The 17,259-nt window shown below is 68.1% G+C and carries 15 protein-coding genes; 8 read left to right on the top strand and 7 right to left on the bottom strand.

Going from position 1 to position 17,259, the window contains the following annotated elements; all coding sequences use genetic code 11:
• Positions 1-1,162: iron uptake transporter deferrochelatase/peroxidase subunit (gene efeB / locus G3N92_RS19240; RefSeq protein ID WP_206129117.1), on the top strand; the 1,162-nt coding region annotated here is incomplete at its 5' end.
• 21 nt (positions 1,163-1,183) lie between these two features.
• On the opposite strand, the gene G3N92_RS19235 is transcribed toward efeB, so the two are convergent.
• Complete coding sequence (locus G3N92_RS19235) at positions 1,184-1,450, bottom strand: hypothetical protein (protein ID WP_339385781.1); 267 nt, start codon at positions 1,448-1,450, stop codon at positions 1,184-1,186.
• 208 nt (positions 1,451-1,658) lie between these two features.
• On the opposite strand from G3N92_RS19235, the gene G3N92_RS19230 reads away from it, so the two are divergent.
• A complete protein-coding gene (locus tag G3N92_RS19230; protein WP_206129115.1) occupies positions 1,659-2,330 on the top strand; it encodes a winged helix-turn-helix domain-containing protein in 672 nt (223 codons plus the stop codon).
• Between the two features lie 11 nt (positions 2,331-2,341).
• Here the strand turns inward: G3N92_RS19230 and G3N92_RS19225 are convergent, their stop codons facing one another.
• Positions 2,342-3,220, bottom strand: a complete 879-nt coding sequence (locus G3N92_RS19225; RefSeq protein WP_206129114.1) for a LysR family transcriptional regulator — start codon at positions 3,218-3,220, stop codon at positions 2,342-2,344.
• A gap of 139 nt (positions 3,221-3,359) precedes the next feature.
• On the opposite strand from G3N92_RS19225, the gene G3N92_RS19220 reads away from it, so the two are divergent.
• The 3 genes from G3N92_RS19220 to G3N92_RS19210 are packed head-to-tail and all read left to right on the top strand — an operon-like array spanning position 3,360 to position 7,699.
• On the top strand, positions 3,360-5,114 hold the full coding sequence (locus G3N92_RS19220; protein ID WP_206129113.1) for an acyl-CoA dehydrogenase family protein: 1,755 nt from the start codon (positions 3,360-3,362) through the stop codon (positions 5,112-5,114).
• Positions 5,111-6,301 carry a CoA transferase gene (locus G3N92_RS19215; RefSeq protein ID WP_206129112.1) on the top strand — a complete coding sequence of 397 codons (1,191 nt, stop codon included), beginning with the start codon at positions 5,111-5,113 and terminating at the stop codon, positions 6,299-6,301. The genes G3N92_RS19220 and G3N92_RS19215 overlap by 4 nt, the downstream gene beginning before the upstream one ends.
• A 57-nt stretch (positions 6,302-6,358) precedes the next feature.
• Complete coding sequence (locus G3N92_RS19210; protein WP_206129111.1) at positions 6,359-7,699, top strand: MFS transporter; 1,341 nt, start codon at positions 6,359-6,361, stop codon at positions 7,697-7,699.
• 88 nt (positions 7,700-7,787) lie between these two features.
• Here the strand turns inward: G3N92_RS19210 and G3N92_RS19205 are convergent, their stop codons facing one another.
• Together G3N92_RS19205 and kdgD are read right to left on the bottom strand one after the other, a co-directional pair.
• Positions 7,788-8,723 (bottom strand): LysR substrate-binding domain-containing protein, encoded by a 936-nt coding sequence (locus G3N92_RS19205; protein WP_206129118.1) that lies wholly within the window; start codon positions 8,721-8,723, stop codon positions 7,788-7,790.
• A 151-nt stretch (positions 8,724-8,874) separates the two neighbouring features.
• Positions 8,875-9,792, bottom strand: coding sequence for a 5-dehydro-4-deoxyglucarate dehydratase (kdgD, locus tag G3N92_RS19200; protein WP_206129110.1), 918 nt, complete (start codon positions 9,790-9,792; stop codon positions 8,875-8,877).
• 215 nt (positions 9,793-10,007) lie between these two features.
• Here kdgD and garD point away from each other — a divergent pair, with 215 nt between their 5' ends.
• Complete coding sequence (gene garD, locus G3N92_RS19195) at positions 10,008-11,555, top strand: galactarate dehydratase (RefSeq protein ID WP_206129109.1); 1,548 nt, start codon at positions 10,008-10,010, stop codon at positions 11,553-11,555.
• 123 nt (positions 11,556-11,678) lie between these two features.
• Here garD and G3N92_RS19190 read toward each other — a convergent pair whose 3' ends face one another.
• Positions 11,679-12,242 carry a hypothetical protein gene (locus tag G3N92_RS19190; RefSeq protein WP_206129108.1) on the bottom strand — a complete coding sequence of 188 codons (564 nt, stop codon included), beginning with the start codon at positions 12,240-12,242 and terminating at the stop codon, positions 11,679-11,681.
• A 367-nt stretch (positions 12,243-12,609) separates the two neighbouring features.
• On the opposite strand from G3N92_RS19190, the gene G3N92_RS19185 reads away from it, so the two are divergent.
• A complete protein-coding gene (locus G3N92_RS19185; protein ID WP_206129107.1) occupies positions 12,610-13,047 on the top strand; it encodes a DoxX family protein in 438 nt (145 codons plus the stop codon).
• A 132-nt stretch (positions 13,048-13,179) separates the two neighbouring features.
• Here G3N92_RS19185 and G3N92_RS19180 read toward each other — a convergent pair whose 3' ends face one another.
• Together G3N92_RS19180 and G3N92_RS19175 are read right to left on the bottom strand one after the other, a co-directional pair.
• Positions 13,180-14,481 carry an MFS transporter gene (locus G3N92_RS19180; protein WP_206129106.1) on the bottom strand — a complete coding sequence of 434 codons (1,302 nt, stop codon included), beginning with the start codon at positions 14,479-14,481 and terminating at the stop codon, positions 13,180-13,182.
• A gap of 312 nt (positions 14,482-14,793) precedes the next feature.
• Positions 14,794-15,936, bottom strand: a complete 1,143-nt coding sequence (locus G3N92_RS19175) for a branched-chain amino acid ABC transporter substrate-binding protein (RefSeq protein WP_206129105.1) — start codon at positions 15,934-15,936, stop codon at positions 14,794-14,796.
• A gap of 339 nt (positions 15,937-16,275) precedes the next feature.
• On the opposite strand from G3N92_RS19175, the gene G3N92_RS19170 reads away from it, so the two are divergent.
• The gene (locus tag G3N92_RS19170; protein ID WP_206129104.1) at positions 16,276-17,241 is read left to right on the top strand and encodes a 4-hydroxyproline epimerase; all 966 of its coding nucleotides are present in this window, start codon (positions 16,276-16,278) and stop codon (positions 17,239-17,241) included.
• Positions 17,242-17,259: the final 18 nt, after the last annotated feature.

The raw sequence follows: 17,259 nt of genomic DNA, 5'->3' as shown, positions 1-17,259 counted from the left end.
GGTGGCCGACCCGATGGCCGAACAGGTGCCGTTCCACGGCGAGCATCAGGCCGGCATCGTGACGCCGCAGCAGTCGCATACCTATGTCGCCGCGTTCGACATCGCCACCGACAAGCGCGCGGAGCTGATCGCGCTGTTGCGCGCGTGGACCGACGCGGCGGCCCGCATGCCGCGCGGCGAACCGGCCGGCGCGCTGGCGGTGCCCGACGGACAGGCCGCGGGCGATTCGGGCGAGACGATCGGGGTGGGCCCGGCCGCGCTGACGCTGAGCTTCGGGTTCGGCCCGGGCCTGTTCGCCACGGCCGACGGTCACGACCGCTTCGGCCTCGCGAGCCGCCGGCCGGCCGCGCTGGTCGATCTGCCGCGTTTCAACGGCGATCAGCTGGTGGCCGAGAAAACCGGCGGCGATCTGCTCGTGCAGGCCTGCGCGAACGATGCGCAGGTGGCGTTCCACGCGGTGCGCCAACTGGCGCGGCTCGGCTATGGCGCGATCCGCATGCGCTGGGGGCAGGCCGGTTTCCTGACCGGCGCGCGCGGGCAGACGCCGCGCAACCTGATGGGCTTCAAGGACGGCACCAACAACCCGTCGCCGCGCGATCCGGCCGCCATGCAGCGCTTCGTGTGGGCCGGCGCGGCCGATGCGCCGTGGATGGCGGGCGGCACCTACACGGTGGTGCGCCGCATCCGCATCACGCTCGAACACTGGGACCGCACCGATCTCGCGTTCCAGGAGCAGGTGTTCGGCCGCCACAAGGTGAGCGGCGCGCCGCTCGGCGGACGCGGCGAGTTCGATGCGCTCGACCTGAAGGCCGAGGATGCCGACGGCAATCCGGTGATTGCGCAGGGCTCGCACGTGCGGCTGTCGAATCAGGCCAGCAACGACGGCGCGCAGATCCTGCGTCGTTCGTACTCCTACAACGACAGCACGAACTTCTATATCGAGCGCTGGCCGCCGTGGCGGCAGGAAGTGGAGTACGACGCGGGGCTGATCTTCATCGCCCATCAGGCCGACCCGCGCACCGGCTTCATTCCGATCAACCGGAATCTGTCGAAGTTCGATCTGATGAATCAGTTCACGACGCACGTGGGCAGCGCGATCTTCGCGATGCCGCCGGGCGTGCGCGAAGGCGCGTATCTCGGTGCTTCGTTGTTCGAAACGTGAGGCGGCTTCGCGGCCGTGCGCTCAATCGCGCTCGCGGCCGCGATGCCAATCGCGGTGGTCGTGATCGTCGTGCCGGTGCCATTCGCGATCGCGCCAGCGGCGTTCGCGTTCCCAATCGGGACGGCCGTACTCGCCGTAGACGGGCTGCGCATAGACGGGCTGCGGCGCGTAGACGACCGGCGGCGGTGCGGCATACACCGGGCCGGGCGCGGACAGGTACACGCCGATGTTCGCGTCGGCGTGCGCGGGAAGGGCGAGGCACAGGCCGGTGAGACCGGCGGCCAGGATCGGAAGGGCGGTTTTCAAGCGGGCGTGCTCCGGTAGGCGGGCGATGCCGTGGCATCGCGCTCGGGCTGCCACCTTAGCGCGGCGAAGATTAAGGCTGCCTGAGGCCGCGCCGCCCCGCATCGGGCAAGCGTTAAGCTGCCCCTAAGCTTCGCGCCTCTATCATCGGCCGCCATTCGCTCGCTTCGCCGCATCGCGGCCCGATCCCACCATGCTTTCCCAACGCGTATTGCTCGTCGAAGACGATCTGCCGGGCCGCGCCGACCTCGCGGCGGGCCTGCGTGCGGCGGGCTTTGCTGTCGATTGCGTCCACCACGGCGAGGCGGCCTTGCAGGCGCTGGCCGTGGCGCCATACACGCTGCTGCTGCTCGATCTCGAACATCTCGGCGAAGGCGGCCTGCTGGTGCTCGGCATGTTGCGCCGGCGCGCCGCGACGGTGCCGACCGTGGTGTTCGTCGCGCGCGAGGCCGTGCAGGCGCGCATCGCCGCGCTCGACGCCGGCGCCGACGATTATCTGATCCGCCCGTTCGTGATCGACGAGCTGCTCGCGCGGATTCGCGTGGTGCAGCGCCGCCACGCGGGGCAGGCGCTGCCGATCCTGTCGGCGGGCCGCCTGCGGATCGACCCGACCCGCCATCAGGCCTGGCTCGGCGGCAGCCGCGTGGCGCTGTCGCCGCGCGAATTCGTGATTCTGCAGGAATTGATGATGCACGCCGGCGCCGTGATTTCGGGGAACGAACTGAAACGGCGGCTCGACGTGATGGGCGACACGATCGCGAGCAACGTGCTGCAGGTGCATATCCACAACCTGCGCCGGAAGCTCGGGCGGCTCGCGATCGTGACGGTGCGCGGGGTGGGGTATCGCGTCAACGAGGAGATCTGAGCGGCGCGCGCCTAGCGAACCCGCTCGAGCGCCTCGAGGAAGCTGTCGATGAGCGCCATCTGGCCGCCCGCGCGCGTCAGCCTCAGGATGCGCGATGCGTAGGGGTTGCGCGCCAGCCGGATGAACACGGCGCGCTGGGATTGCGTTCGCGCCAGCGCCTGCGGCACGAGCGCCACGCCCATGCCGAACTCCACCATCGTGACCACCGTCTGCCAGAGGCGCGCCTCGTGCCGGATGGTCGGGCTGAAGCCGGCGTCGACGCAGGTGGCGATGATCTGGTCGTGGTAGTGCGGCGAGACGGCGCGTGGAAACAGGATGAACGGTTCGTTCTGCAACTGTTGCAGATCGATGCGCCGCTTCCGGGCGAGCCGGTGATGGGCCGGCAGGCAGCACAGAAAATCCTCCGCCATCACGAGCTGCGTTTCGATCTCCGCCGGATAGTGGCCCCAGTAGGCGAAGCCCAGATCGATCTGGCGCTGCTGAAGGGCCCGGCTCTGCTCGGCCGTGTTCATCTCCCTGAGCGCGATCTCGACGGCGGGATGGGCCGCCTCGAAGCGTGCCACGGCCTCGGGCAAGCCCCGATAGAGCATCGAATTCACGAAGCCGATACGCAGGCGGCCCGCCAGCCCGTGGGCGGATTGCGCGGTGATCTTGGCCACCTCGTCGGCCTGTTGCAGCAGCCGCTGCGCTTCCCCGAACAGCACCTGCCCGGCGTTGGTGAGCACGACCGACTTGCTGCTGCGCTCGAGAAGCCGCGTGCCCAGTTGCTCCTCGAAGCGCTTGATATCGAAGCTCAGCGCGGGTTGCGAGATGAACAGCCGCCGCGCCGCGCGCCCGAAATGCAGTTCTTCGGCAACGGCGACGAAATATCTGAGTTGTCTGAGTTCCATCGGTCTGCGCTCCTCGACGATAAACGCATGTTATCGCTCATGCCATCGATTGTATTGGACGCTTATCGAGCCGGCTCTTACTCTGGATTTCGCGATCGTGGCGCCCCGATGCGCCGCGGCGAAATTCAGGAGACGATCCATGCCCGACCCACGGCAGGAACCCGCGGCTTCGAACATCCCGGACAGCCGCGGCATCAATTTCTTCATCAGCGATCCCTCGTTCGGCCCGTTGCTCAGGAGCTTTCTGGGCGAGACGCGCTTCCGCGGCATCGAAGCGCGCCTGCTCGAGCTGGGCCGGCGCGCCTCGGACGAACTCGACGCCTGGGCCACGCGCGCCGATCACAATCCGCCCGTCCTGATGCCGCGCACGCGGCGCGGCGAGGCGCTGCAGCACATCGAGAAGGATCCGGCCTACGTCGCGCTCGAACGCGTGGCGTACAGCGAGCTCGGGCTCGCCTCGATGAGCCACCGGAGCGACGCGCCGCCGCCGCTCGTGAAATACGCGTTGACGTTCCTGTTCGTGCAGGCGGAATTCGGCCTGTGCTGCCCGGTGAGCATGACCGATTCGCTCACCCGCACGCTGCGCAAGTTCGGTAGCCCGGCGCTGGTCGACCGTTACCTGCCGAGGCTCGCTTCACAGGATTTCGACACGCTCTTTCAAGGCGCGATGTTCATGACCGAGCAGGCCGCGGGCTCCGATACGGGCCGCACGGTGACGCGCGCCACGCGAAGCGTCGATGCGGACGGCGGGGAAATCTGGACGCTGACGGGCGACAAGTGGTTCTGTTCCAACGCCGACGCTGACTTGGCGATGGTGCTGGCCCGCCCCGACGACGCGCCCGACGGTATCAAGGGGCTGGCGCTGTTCCTGCTGCCGAAGGTGCTCGAGGACGGCACGCGCAACGCGTATCGCATCGTCCGCCTGAAGGACAAGCTCGGCAGCCGCTCGATGGCCAGCGGCGAGATCGTTCTCGAAGGCGCGCAGGCCTACCTGATCGGCGAGGTGGGGCGCGGGTTTCACCAGATGGCGGACATGATCAACATGTCGCGTCTGTCGAACGGCGTGCGCGCCGCCGGGCTCATGCGCCGCGCGCTCACCGAGGCGCTGCACGTCGCGCGGCATCGCTCGGCGTTCGGCCGCAATCTCGTCGAGATGCCGCTGATGCAGCGGCAACTGCTGAAGATGATGCTGCCGGCCGAACAGGCCCGCTCGATGTTCATGCAGATCGCGATGCTGCTGCCGAAGGCGGATCGCGGCGAGGCGCTCGCGGCCAAATGCGTTCGCATCCTCACGCCGCTGGTGAAGTTCCGCGCCTGCCGCGACGCGCGGAAGGTCACCGGCGACGCGATGGAAGTGCGGGGCGGCGTGGGCTACATCGAGGAGTGGGCCGACCCGCGGCTCGTGCGCGATGCGCACCTCGGCTCGATCTGGGAAGGCACGAGCAACATCGTTGCGCTCGACGTGGCGCGCGCCACGCGCCGCGAAGGCGCGCTCGCATCGCTCGGGCAGTATCTGCATGCGCAACTGGACGACGCCGCGCTGCCGCCGGCGTCGGTCGCCTTGTTGCGCGACGTGTTCGGGCGTGCGAGCGCCGCGCTCGACGGCGTGGCCGAATGCGGCCGCGACGACAGCGTGCGCGAGGCGGCCAGCGCCGTCTATCACGCCACGGCGGCGATCTTCATGGCGACGGAAGCCGCTCGAATCGGCGGCGACTTCCGCCGGCTGGCGCTCGCGCATCTCGTCGTCAGCCACAAGCTCATGCCGCGCGACCCGCTGGTGCCGGGGGACGGGCGCGCCGATGCCGGCGTGCTGCGCCAGCTCGTCGACGAAACGCCGATGACGCTCGACGACGCCATGTCGCTGCTGCCGGCCAGCCTGGAGGGCGTGCAATGACTGCGAACCGGGTGGCCGGCGCGCTTCAGGGCCTGCGTGTCGTCGATTTGAGCCGCGTGCTCGGCGGCCCTTACTGCACGCAGGCCCTGGCGGATCACGGCGCACAGGTCATCAAGCTCGAGCCGCCCGGCGGCGACGAAACGCGCGGCTGGGGGCCGCCGTTCGTCGGCGAGACCGCGTCGTACTTCGTCGGCGTCAATCGCAACAAGCAGGGGATTTGCGTCGACCTGTCGTGCGAAGCCGGGCGCGACCTCCTCTGGCAGTTGCTCGACGGCGCGGACGTGCTGGTGGAGAACTTCAAGCCCGGCACGCTCGAGCGCTGGGGGATGGATTACCCGCGGCTCTCGGAACGCTTCCCGACGCTGATTCATTGCGCGATCTCCGGGTTCGGCCCGGACGGCCCGCTCGGCGGGCTGCCCGGCTACGACGCGGCGATTCAGGCCATGGCGGGCTTGATGAGCGTGAACGGCGAGCCCGACGGGGCCGCGCTGCGCGTCGGCCTGCCGGTCGTGGACATGGTGACGGGCCTCAATGCGCTGGCCGGCATTCTGCTCGCACTCGCGGAGCGCGAGACGAGCGGCCGGGGCCAGTCGCTCGATATCGCGCTGTACGACTGCGGGGTCTCGCTGCTCCATCCGCATCTGCCGAACTATTTCGGCAACGGGCGCACGCCGCAGCGCAGCGGCAATGCGCATCCGAACATCACGCCCTACGACAGCTATCGAACCGCGACCGCACCGATCTTCCTCGCGGTGGGCAACGATCGTCAGTTCGCCAAGCTGGCCGCCCACCTGAATGCGCCGCAGCTCGCGGAGGATCGGCGCTTCGCCGACAACGCGAGCCGCTGCGCGCATCGCGCGGAATTGAAGGCGGAGCTCGAACGTCTGATGCAGTCGCTCGATTGCGAGGCGCTCGCGACGGCGCTGATTCGCGGCGGCGTGCCGTGCGGGCCGGTGCAGACCGTCGATGCCGTGGCGCATCACCCGCACACGCGCCACCGCGAACTGATCGTCGAGATCGGCGCGTATCGCGGCACCGGCACGCCCATCAAGCTGTCCCGAACCCCGGCCACCTATCGCAGCGCGCCGCCCGCGCTGGGCGGCGACACGCGCGCGGTGCTCGACGCGCTCGGCATCGACGGCGAGACGCAACGGCGGCTGTTCGAGGCCGGCGTATTGAAGGGCTGACGCGCTTGACAGGCTGAAGACCGGCATCCCAGACCGGACCTCATCAGGAGACACTCGATGCAACCCACCGCCCAGGCAGGGCCGATGCGCCAGCCGCGTCGCGCCGCGTTCGCCGCTTTCGTCGGCACCACGATCGAATGGTACGACTTCTATATCTACGCGACGGCGTCGGCGCTCGTGTTCGGCACGCTGTTCTTTCCGCGGGGCGACCCGTTCTACAGCACGCTCGCGTCGTTCGGCACGTTTGCGGTGGGGTTCTTCGCACGCCCGTTCGGCGGGCTGGTGTTCGGCCATCTCGGCGACCGGGTCGGGCGCAAGAAGGCGCTCGTCGCGACGCTCGTCATCATGGGGATCGGCACGGTGGGCATCGGTTTCCTGCCGACCTACGCGTCGGCCGGCGCGATCGCGCCCGTGCTGCTGGTGCTGCTGCGGGTGGCGCAGGGCATCGCGATCGGCGGCGAGTGGGGCGGCGCGGTGTTGATGGCGGGCGAGCATGCGCCCAAGGCCCGGCGCACGTTCCTGGCGTCGTTCGCGCAATTGGGCAGCCCCGCCGGCCTGATTCTCGCGCTGCTCGCCTTTCGCACCGTCGGACAACTGCCGAAGGCGCAATTGATGGACTGGGGGTGGCGCATCCCGTTCCTGCTCAGCGCGGTCCTGCTGATCGTGGGCGTGTTCATCCGCTCGGGCGTATCGGAGTCGCCCGAATTCGCGGCCGCCGCCGAACGCGCGAAGCCGGCGGCCCTGCCCATCGTCGAGGTGCTGCGCAACGCGTGGCGCACCGTGCTGCTGTGCCTGGGCGCGAACGTGATCGGCGTCGCGGGGGCCTGGTTCTGCAACACCTTCATGCTGAGCTTCGCCACCGGGACACTGGGCATCAGCCGCGCGCTGATGCTCGATTGCCTGTTCATCGTCGCGTTCGTGCACTTCTTCAACCAGCTTGCCTCGGGCTGGCTCGCGCAGCGCGTCGCGGCGCGGAAGTTCCTCGCCTGGGCCGCGGGCCTGGCCATGGTGTCCCCGTATCCGATGTTCATGCTGGTATCGACGGGCAAGCCGTTTGCCATCGTGATCGGCATCGCCATGGCCGTGATGTGCATGTCGGGTTCGTATGCCGTGATGGCCGGGCTGATGACGGACGCGTTCGACGTGCGCTATCGCTACTCGGCGATCTCGTTGTCGTATCAATCGTGCGCCGCGCTGGCGGGCGGCCTGACCCCGCTCGTCGGCACGGTGCTTGCCCATGCGTGGCCGGGGCAGTGGTGGCCGTTGGCGGTGTTCTACAGCGCGCTCGCGGCGGTGTCGCTGGTGTGTTTGCTGGCGCTGCCGGCGCACCGGCCGGGATCCCGCGCGCCGGGCGCGGCCGCCGTGCCGGGAAGCGGCGGCGGGCCGGTTTCGATGTGACCGGCGCGCCGCCGGTTGCGATTCGGCGGGGCGGTGGCCGACGGCTGGCTGCGCCATGCAGGAATGGCCGGCGCGCCGCCGGCCGCGATCACGCTTCCGGCATCGCCCCCGCCGGCGAGGACGGCCGCAGGTTGTGCGTCGACAGCCAGACTTCGTGCTGAAGCCATTCGCGGAACTGCGCGATGTGCGGATCGTGCGATTGCTCGGGGCGCGTGACGAACCAGTAGGACTGCCGGCCATCCACGTGCACGTTCAGCACCTGCATCAGTTGGCCCGCCGCGATTTCGCGCGCCACCATGTGGCGATCCGCGATCGTGATGCCGAGGCCGTCGATCGCCGCGCGGATCGCGTGATCGAGCAGATCGAATTCGTAGCCGCCGCGCGTATCCACGCCGTCGATGCCGGCTGCCGTCAGCCAGTGCTGCCACGTCAGGTAGCGCTGGTCGTCGGCCGCCAGCACGTGCAGCAGCGTGAAGCGGTTGAGGTCGATCGGCCCGTCGTGCTGCACGCGCGCGTACAGCGCCGGCGAGCACACCGCGATGTGCTGCTCGTGCATCAGCAGCACGTTGTCGAAGCCATCCCATTCGCCGTCGCCGAAACGCACCGCGCAATCGAGCAGGCGCGAGGTGCCGAGGCTGTCGGCCAGGCGCGTGGTCAGGCTCAGCTCGAATTGCGGATGCGCCTCGCGCAGGCCGGGCAGGCGCGGCATCAGCCAGCGCGCGGCGAAGGTGGGCGGCACGTTCACGCGCAGGCGGTTGTGGTGTTGCTTGTCCTGCAGCCCGCGCACCGTCAGCTCGATCTTGTCGAACGATTGCTGCAGCGCGTGCAGCAGCACGCGGCCGGCCGAGGTCAGTTCGAGTTGATGGTGGCGGCGCGTCAGCAGCGCTTCGCCGAGCTGGCTTTCGAGCTGACGCACCTGCCGGCTGACCGCGCTCTGCGTCACGCTCAGCAGCTCGGCCGCGCGCGTGAAGCTGCCGGTGCGGCCGGCCAGTTCGAAGGCTTTCAGCGCGTTCAGCGCGGGCATTTTGCGTCTCACGGCGGGGCGGCTCGGGAATCGGGAAGGCGCTCATTGTAGAGCGGGCGCCCTCAACGCGGAAAACCCCTCGGCGCGAACGCACGAGGGGTTTTCCTGGGCATCCCGGCGACGCCGCCGGGATGCGTTCCGAGCCGGAGGCTTACTGCGCGCCGAGCTTCTTGATCAGCACGTCGAGTTCGGCCACTTCCTCTTCGGTCAGGTCCGTCAGCGGTGCGCGCACCGGGCCGGCATCGTGGCCGACCAGCTTCGCGCCGGCCTTGACGATGCTGACCGCGTAGCCTGCACGGCGGTTGCGGATCTTCAGGTACGGCAGGAAGAAGTCGTCGATCAGCTTGCCGACCGTTTCGTGATCTTCAGCGGCGATCGCGTGGTAGAAATCCATCGCCGTCTTCGGGATGAAGTTGAACACGGCCGACGAGTACACCGGCACGCCCAGCGCCTTGTAGGCCGCTGCGTACACTTCCGCGGTCGGCAGGCCGCCGAGGTAGGCGAAGCGATCGCCGAGGCGGCGGCGGATCGTGACCATCGGTTCGATCTCGCCCACGCCGTCCTTGAAGCCGATCAGGTTCGGGCAACGGTCGGCCAGACGCTCGAGCATGTCGGCGTTCAGCTTCGAATTGGCGCGGTTGTAGATGATCACGCCGATGTCCGGCACGGCCTTGCACACTTCTTCGGCGTGCAGCGCGATGCCTTCCTGCGACGCTTCGGTCAGGTAATGCGGCATCAGCAGGATGCCGTTCGCGCCGAGGCGCTGCGCTTCCTGCGCGTATTGGATCGCCACGCGCGTCGGGCCGCCGGCGCCGGCCAGGATCGGCACCTTGCCCTTGCAGGTTTCGGTGGCAGTGCGAACCACGTTCGAGTAGTCGGCTTGCGTCAGCGAGAAGAATTCGCCCGTGCCGCCGGCCACGAACAGCGCCGAGGCGCCGTACGGGGCGAGCCATTCGAGGCGTTCGATGAACGTATCCGCGCGGAAGTTGCCTTGCGCGTCGAAATCGGTGACGGGGAAGGACAGCAGCCCTTCGGAGATGATCTGCTTCAGTTCTTGCGGCGTGGTCATGAGGAGTCGTCCTGTTCGCGTGAGCGGATTCGGTCAATAACGGTTACGTTGTATGTCATCGTACAACATCGTTTTGGGTCGTGCAAGCGCCCGGCAGCCCGTAACAACCCGTATACGAGCCTTTCGGCATCAGGGTTTACGCACGATCCCGCCGGTTCGGCCTGTGTTGTATGATGACTGTTAATTCATTCGCAGTCGTACGAGGATTTCCCCCGATGTCCCAGTCCCCCCTGTACATCCGCGTCCACCCGGACGACAACGTCGCGATCGTGGTCAACGACGGCGGCCTGCCCGCCGGCGCGCAGTTCGCCGACGGCCTGACGCTGTGCGAAGGCGTGCCGCAAGGCCACAAGGTCGCGCTGGCCGATCTGAAGGAAGGCGATCCGGTGCTGCGCTACAACGTGGTGATCGGCTACGCGTCGAAAGATCTGCCGCGCGGCAGCTGGGTCAACGAGCGCACGCTGCGCATGCCCGAGCCGCCGGGCCTCGAAAACCTGCCGCTCGCCACGAAAAAGGCGCCCGACCAGGCGCCGCTCGAAGGCTATACGTTCGAGGGCTACCGCAACGCGGACGGCTCGGTCGGCACCCGCAACATCCTGGCGATCACCACCACCGTGCAGTGCGTCTCGGGCGTGGTGGAGTTCGCGGTCGACCGGATCAAGCGCGAGCTGCTGCCGCGCTTCCCGAACGTCGACGACGTGGTGGGCCTCGAGCACACCTACGGTTGCGGCGTCGCGATCGAGGCGCCGGGCGCGGAAATCCCGATCCGCACGCTGCGCAACATCAGCATGAATCCGAACTTCGGCGGTGAAGTGATGGTGGTGAGCCTCGGCTGCGAGAAGCTCCAGCCGGAGCGGCTGCTGCCCGCGGGCGCGATTCCGGTCGCGGCCGACAAGCCCGACAACGGCGGCGTGGTGTGCCTGCAGGATCAGGCGCACGTGGGTTTCATGTCGATGATCGATTCGATCATGAAGATGGCCGAGCAGCATCTGGAGCGCCTGAACCGCCGCCGCCGCGAAACGGTGCCGGCCGCCGAACTGGTGGTGGGCGTGCAGTGCGGCGGCAGCGACGCGTTCTCGGGCCTGACCGCGAACCCGGCGGTGGGCTTCGCGGCCGACCTGCTGGTGCGCGCCGGCGCGACGATCATGTTCTCCGAGGTGACGGAAGTGCGCGACGGCGTCGCGCAACTGACCTCGCGCGCCGCGAACGAGCAGGTCGCGCAGGACATCATCCGCGAAATGGCCTGGTACGACGCGTATCTGGAGCGCGGCCGGGTGGATCGCAGCGCGAACACCACGCCGGGCAACAAGAAGGGCGGGCTGTCGAACATCGTCGAGAAGGCGATGGGCTCGATCGTGAAGTCGGGCAGCTCGGCGATCTCGGGCGTGGTCAGCCCCGGCGAGCGCGCGAAGCAGAAGGGCCTGCTCTACACGGCCACGCCGGCCAGCGATTTCATCTGCGGCACGCTGCAACTGGCGGCCGGCATGAACCTGCACATCTTCACCACGGGCCGCGGCACGCCCTACGGCCTCGCGCAGGTGCCGGTGATCAAGGTGGCCACGCGCAGCGATCTGGCGCGCCGCTGGCACGATCTGATGGACGTGGACGCCGGCAGCATCGCCACCGGCGCGAAGACGATCGAGCAGGTGGGCTGGGAGATGTTCGAGCTGATGCTCGACGTCGCCAGCGGCCGCAAGACCTGGGCCGAACAGTGGAAGCTCGCGAATGCGCTGACGCTGTTCAACCCGGCGCCGGTGACCTGATCGGGGCGTTCGCTCCGCTTCCGGCTGCCCCTCGCAAACCCGCCGCGGTCCTGATGGATCCGGCGGGTTTGTCGTTTCCGGCGCGCGTTCCGTCAACGCCGCGGCAACGATCGATCGGTCTGCTTACTTGTTCGCGCCGAGCGCGCCGCGCAGGCGCTCCATCAGCGCGTAATAGCGTTGCCGGATTTCGTCGGGCGATTCGGGCGCGCCGGCCGAGAAGCGCTCGGCCCAGGCCGCGTGCCACGCATAGCTCGCGTGTTGCGCGCGATCGCCGCTTGGGCCGGCCACGCGCGAGCGGATCCGCGCATCGTGCCCCGGCCCCGAGTGCGTGTCGAACAGCGCGAGCATCAGCGCGTGATAGGCGCGGTAGATCGCGTCGTCGAACAGGTGCCGGTAGACATGCATCGTCTTGTCGAGCTCGCGCTTGGTGCGGATCACCTGATCGGGCGTGATCTCCTTCCAGTCGCCCACCCACGTGTAGAAGCACAGCAGCGCGTTGAGCTTCGGCGCGATCTCGTCGTAGATCGCGAGGCGTTTCTCGATCAGCTTCTGGTTGGTCCACTGCACGAGTTCGAGGCGCTTGATGCGCCGGCTGATCAGCCAGCCGAGCGCGGTGACCGACAGCGGCGTGAGCACGCCGACGCAGAGCTTGACGATTTCGAAGGTGTTCGACGTGGGGGCGGGCATCGTCGCGAAGGGGCTCGAAGGGGGGCAGGAATGCGCAGCCTAGCAGGCGCGAATGTCATGCGGGTGGCGCGATAGGCGCGGTGGCGGGGCGCATCGGTGCAAGCGCGCATCCTTCGGTTTGCCTGACGCGCGCGCTTGCGCCGGTGCGCGAGCGGGGTGTCGTTCGGAGCCCGATCCGTTAGCAGAGCGGAAAATTTTTATCGGGAATTGCCCCGATTGCAGCGTCCGATGCGCGTCGCGAGGCGGCCCATGTGTAAAGTTTTGCTACAACCTTTTGCTTGGAACGCCGCGCGAAAGTTTTTAGTCTGGCGCATTTACCAGACGCGGCGCGGTTCCGCCGCGTCGTCAGTCCTATAAGGAGAGAGATATGACGCGTTCCGTCGATTCCGGCGTGATCTTCATCGCGAGGCTGTTGATGGCGGCCCTGTTTTTGTGGGGCGGCGTGATGAAGCTGCTGGGGTACGGCGAATTCGTGGCCTATCTCAAGGGCATGTACGTGCCGTTCCCGCAGGTGACGGCGCCGGTCGTGATCGCCATCGAAGGCCTGGGCGGGCTGTTGCTGATCGTCGGCTATCGCGTGAAGCCGCTCGCGCTGCTGCTTGCGCTCTACACGATCGCGACCGCGCTGATCGGCCACAATTTCTGGGACGCCACGAATTCCGCCGTGCAACACGACATGGTGATCCACTTCTGGAAGAACGTGGCGATCGCCGGCGGCTTCCTGCTGCTGTTCGTGACGGGCGCCGGCGGCGCGAGCATCGACGGCATGCGCCGCACGAACAGCACGTTCGGCACGCTGCGCTGATCCGGCCCGGCTTGCGATTCGCTTTCCGTTTCCGCAAAAACTGTATCGAAACGTTTCTCGGGCACGGGCTCGCGGCATGAAAAAAGGCGCCTCGCGGCGCCTTTTTCGTTGCAGCACGTGCTTCGCCGCGCTTCAGCGTTCGTTCGCGTTGCGCGCGCACAGCGCGGCCAGCGCGCCGATCACGCAGACCGCGCCCACATAGGCGGTCGGCGCGAACGGATCGGACTTCATCATCAGCGACACGATCACCGGCGACAGCCCGCCGAAGATCGCATACGCGACGTTGTACGAGAACGAGATGCCCGAGAAGCGGATCACGGCCGGAAAGCCGCGCACCATCGCCGACGGGATCGCGCCCACCGTGCCCACCAGGAAGCCGGTCAGCGCGTAGAGCGGCACGAGCGTGGACGGATCGGCCGACACGCGCGCGAACAGCGTGCAGAAGCTGGCCGCGAGCAGCAGGCCGCCGATCGCGATCACGGCCTTCGCGCCGAAGCGGTCGGCCAGCGCGCCGGCCACGACGCAGCCGATCGTCAGGCCCACGGTGGCGATGCTGTTGGCGAACAGCGCCGTGGCGGCGGGGATGTGCAACTGCTTTTGCAGCAGCGTCGGCGTCATCAGGATCACCACCACGATCGCGGCCGACAGCATCCAGGTCAGCAGCATCGAGACGATCACCGAGCGGCCGTGGTCGCGCAGCACCGCCTTCAGCGGGATTTCGGCGGCCAGCGCCTTGCGCGCCTGCAGCTCGGCGAACACCGGCGTTTCGTGCAGCCAGCGGCGCAGATACACCGACACCAGACCGAACACGCCGCCGAGCAGGAACGGAATCCGCCAGGCGTACGAAGCGATTTCAGCCGGGGCGAAATGGCGGTTCACGGCGCCCGCCACCAGCGAGCCGAGCAGGATGCCCGCGGTCAGGCCGGCCGTCAGCGTGCCGCACGCATAGCCGATGCGGCGCGACGGCACGTGCTCCGACACGAACACCCACGCGCCCGGCACTTCGCCGCCCACCGCCGCGCCTTGCAGCACGCGGAACAGCAACAGCAGCACCGGCGCGAGGATGCCGATCGAATCGAAGGTGGGCAGCAGGCCCATCAGCAGCGTCGGCACCGACATCAGCAGCACGCTCAGCGTGAACATCCGCTTGCGGCCGACCAGGTCGCCGAAGTGCGCCATGATGATCCCGCCGAGCGGGCGCGCCAGATAGCCGGCGGCGAAGATGCCGAAGGTCTGCAACTGGCGGAGCCAGTCGGGAATGTCGTGCGGGAAGAACAACTGCCCGATCGCCGGCGCGAAGAACACGAAGATGATGAAGTCGTAGAACTCGAGCGCGCCGCCGAGTGCGGCCAGGCTCAGGGTCTTGTAGTCGCTGCGCGTGAGCGCGCGATCGGCGGCGGCGCTGGGCGCGCGGCCTTTTTCGTATGCTTGCATGGTCAGGGCGAACGGAATTCGGAACTCGGCGCGCGCACCGTGCGCGGCGCCGCAAGGCGTCCCGCGCGGCGAGCCGGATCGGCGCGCGGCACGGGCCGCGTGATTCCGGTTCGGAGACACGCGGGGACGGCGTACTGGCGGGTCGCTGGATTCTACAGGATGTGGCGCGGGCGGTCGGGCGCGCCGCGCGGGCGTTGCGGGAAGGGTACAGGCGTGCGCGCGAGCGTCGCCGGCATGAAAAAACGGGCGCCTGCAAGGCACCCGTTTTGTCGTTGCGGCAGCCGCCTGGCGCGGCCGCGATGCTCGGTGCGATCAGTTGCCGGCGATCGTGTCGACGGCCTTGAACTGGCCGTGATCGACGCGGTAGATCGTGACCGGCGCGTCGCGCAGGTCGCCCTTCGCGTCATAGGCGATGGTCGCGGCCGACACGCCCTTGACCTGCACCTTGCCCACGAACGGGCCATACACCTTCGGATCGGTCGAGTTCGCGTTCTTCATGGCCGTCAGCAGCGCGATCGCGCCGTCGTACGAGTACGGCGAGTAGGTCACCACGTCTTCGTGGAAGCGCGCCTTGTAGCGCTGCTCGAAGCCCGAGAAGCCCGGCATCTTTTCCTTCGGCAGGCCGCCCATGTAGACGATCGCGCCTTCGGCCGCCTCGCCGCCCACCTTCAGGAACGTCGGCGATTTCGACATTTCGCCCGTCACGAACGCGGCCTTGATGCCGAGCTGACGCATCTTGCGGATCATCGGCGACGATTGCGCATCGCCGCCGCCGTAGAAGATCGCATCGGGGTTCATGCCCTTCAGATTGGTCAGGATCGCCGAGAAATCGAGCGCCTTGTCGTTCGTGAAGTCGCGCTTGACGATCGTGCCGCCGGCCTTCTGCACCGATGCGGCGAATTCGTCGGCGATGCCCTGGCCGTAGGCGGTGCGGTCGTCGATGATCGCGATGCGCTTGTAGTGCAGCGTGTTCACCACGTAGCTGCCGACGATGCGGCCGGCCTGCGCGTCGCTGGTCAGCAGGCGGAAGGTGGTCTTGTAGCCGCGCGCCGTGTATTGCGGCGAGGTGGCCATCGAGATCTGCGGCAGCCCGGCCTTTTCGTAGAGATCCGACGCGGGGATGCTGGTGCCCGAGTTGAAGTGGCCGATGATGCCGGCCACGTTGTCGTCGATCAGGCGCTGCGCGACCGTGGTGCCGGTGCGCGGATCGGCCTGGTCGTCCTGCGAATCGAGCACGAACGTGACGGGCTTGCCGCCGATCACCGGCTTGGTCGCGTTGAAATCGTCGATCGCGAGCTGCACGCCCTTCTGCATGTCGGTGCCGTAGTTCGACTGCGTGCCGGTCAGCGGCGCGGCGAAGCCGATCTTGACGGCGTCGGCGGCCATGGCCGGCGTGCCGGCGACTGCGAGGGCGGCGGACGCGGCGAGCGCGAGTTGCGAGATCTTCACCTTCACTTTCGTTTCCCCTTTGGCTGCTGCGGCCGGCTTTGCGTGCGCCGGCCTGTTGGCGATCGCGGGACGGCGGCCGGGAGCCGGCGTCCGCTGTGCTGAAATCGGCGGAACGTTGTTTCGAGCCCGGCGCCTGGCGTGCAACACGATGTCCAGGCGGGAAAGCAACGATTCAAGCGATGACAGCGCAGTCTAGGTAGCGAAAAAGCGGAAGTCTTGCGCGACAACTACGCGCCGCATGACGATATCGGCATATGCGCGGTTACCCTGACTATGCCGATTTCGTCATCGGGTGCGCATAATGACGCCAAGACGCGAGGCGCCGCCGCTTCCTACGATAGCGGCATGAAAACACTCGACTTCATCGATTCGCACACGGGCGGTGAGCCTACCCGCCTCGTCGTGTCTGGAGGGCCGGATCTCGGCGCCGGCCCGCTCGCCGAACGCCTCGAACGCCTGCGCACGCGGCATGACGACTGGCGCGCCGCCGCCGTGACCGAGCCGCGCGGCTCGGACGTGATGGTGGGCGCGTTGCTGTGCGAGCCGTCCGATCCGTCGTGCGCGGCGGGCGTGATCTTCTTCAACAACGTCGGTTATCTGGGCATGTGCGGCCACGGCACGATCGGGCTGGTGGTGTCGCTCGCGCACATGGGGCGGATCGGGCCGGGCACGCATCGCATCGAAACGCCGGTGGGCATCGTCGAGGCCACGCTGAACGACGATCGTTCGGTGTCCGTGCGAAACGTGCCGGCTTACCGCTATCGCAAGGATGTGTTGGTGGACGTGCCGGGCCACGGCGCGCTGAAGGGCGACATCGCCTGGGGCGGCAACTGGTTCTTCCTGGTGGCGGAGGATCAGCACCGCCGCACCGTCGCGCCGGCCCACCTGAAGGAGCTGACGGCGTTTTCGGGCGCGGTGCGCGATGCGCTGATCGCGGCCGGCATCACCGGCACGCACGGCGCGCTGATCGACCATATCGAACTGTTCGGGCCGCCGTCGCGGCCAGCGCTCGACAGCCGCAGCTTCGTGCTGTGCCCGGGCGATGCCTACGACCGCTCGCCGTGCGGCACCGGCACCAGCGCCAAGGCGGCCTGCCTCGCGGCCGACGGCAAGCTGGCCGAGCGGGCCGTGTGGCGTCAGGAGAGCGTGATCGGCAGCGTGTTCGAACTGCAATACGTTCGGCATGACGAAACGATCGAGGGCGAGCCGGCGATCGTGCCCACGCTCACCGGCCACGCGCACGTAATGGCTGAAGGGCGGCTCTGCTTCGACGACAGCGACCCGTTCGCGAACGGCATCCGGTTGAACTGATGGCGCAAGCGGATGTGA

Origin of the sequence: Burkholderia sp. Ac-20379, assembly GCF_017104645.1 — a bacterium.
GTDB lineage: Bacteria > Pseudomonadota > Gammaproteobacteria > Burkholderiales > Burkholderiaceae > Burkholderia.
The sequence above is the reverse complement of the archived record's forward strand: the minus strand, read 5'-3'. Positions and strand labels throughout refer to the sequence as shown.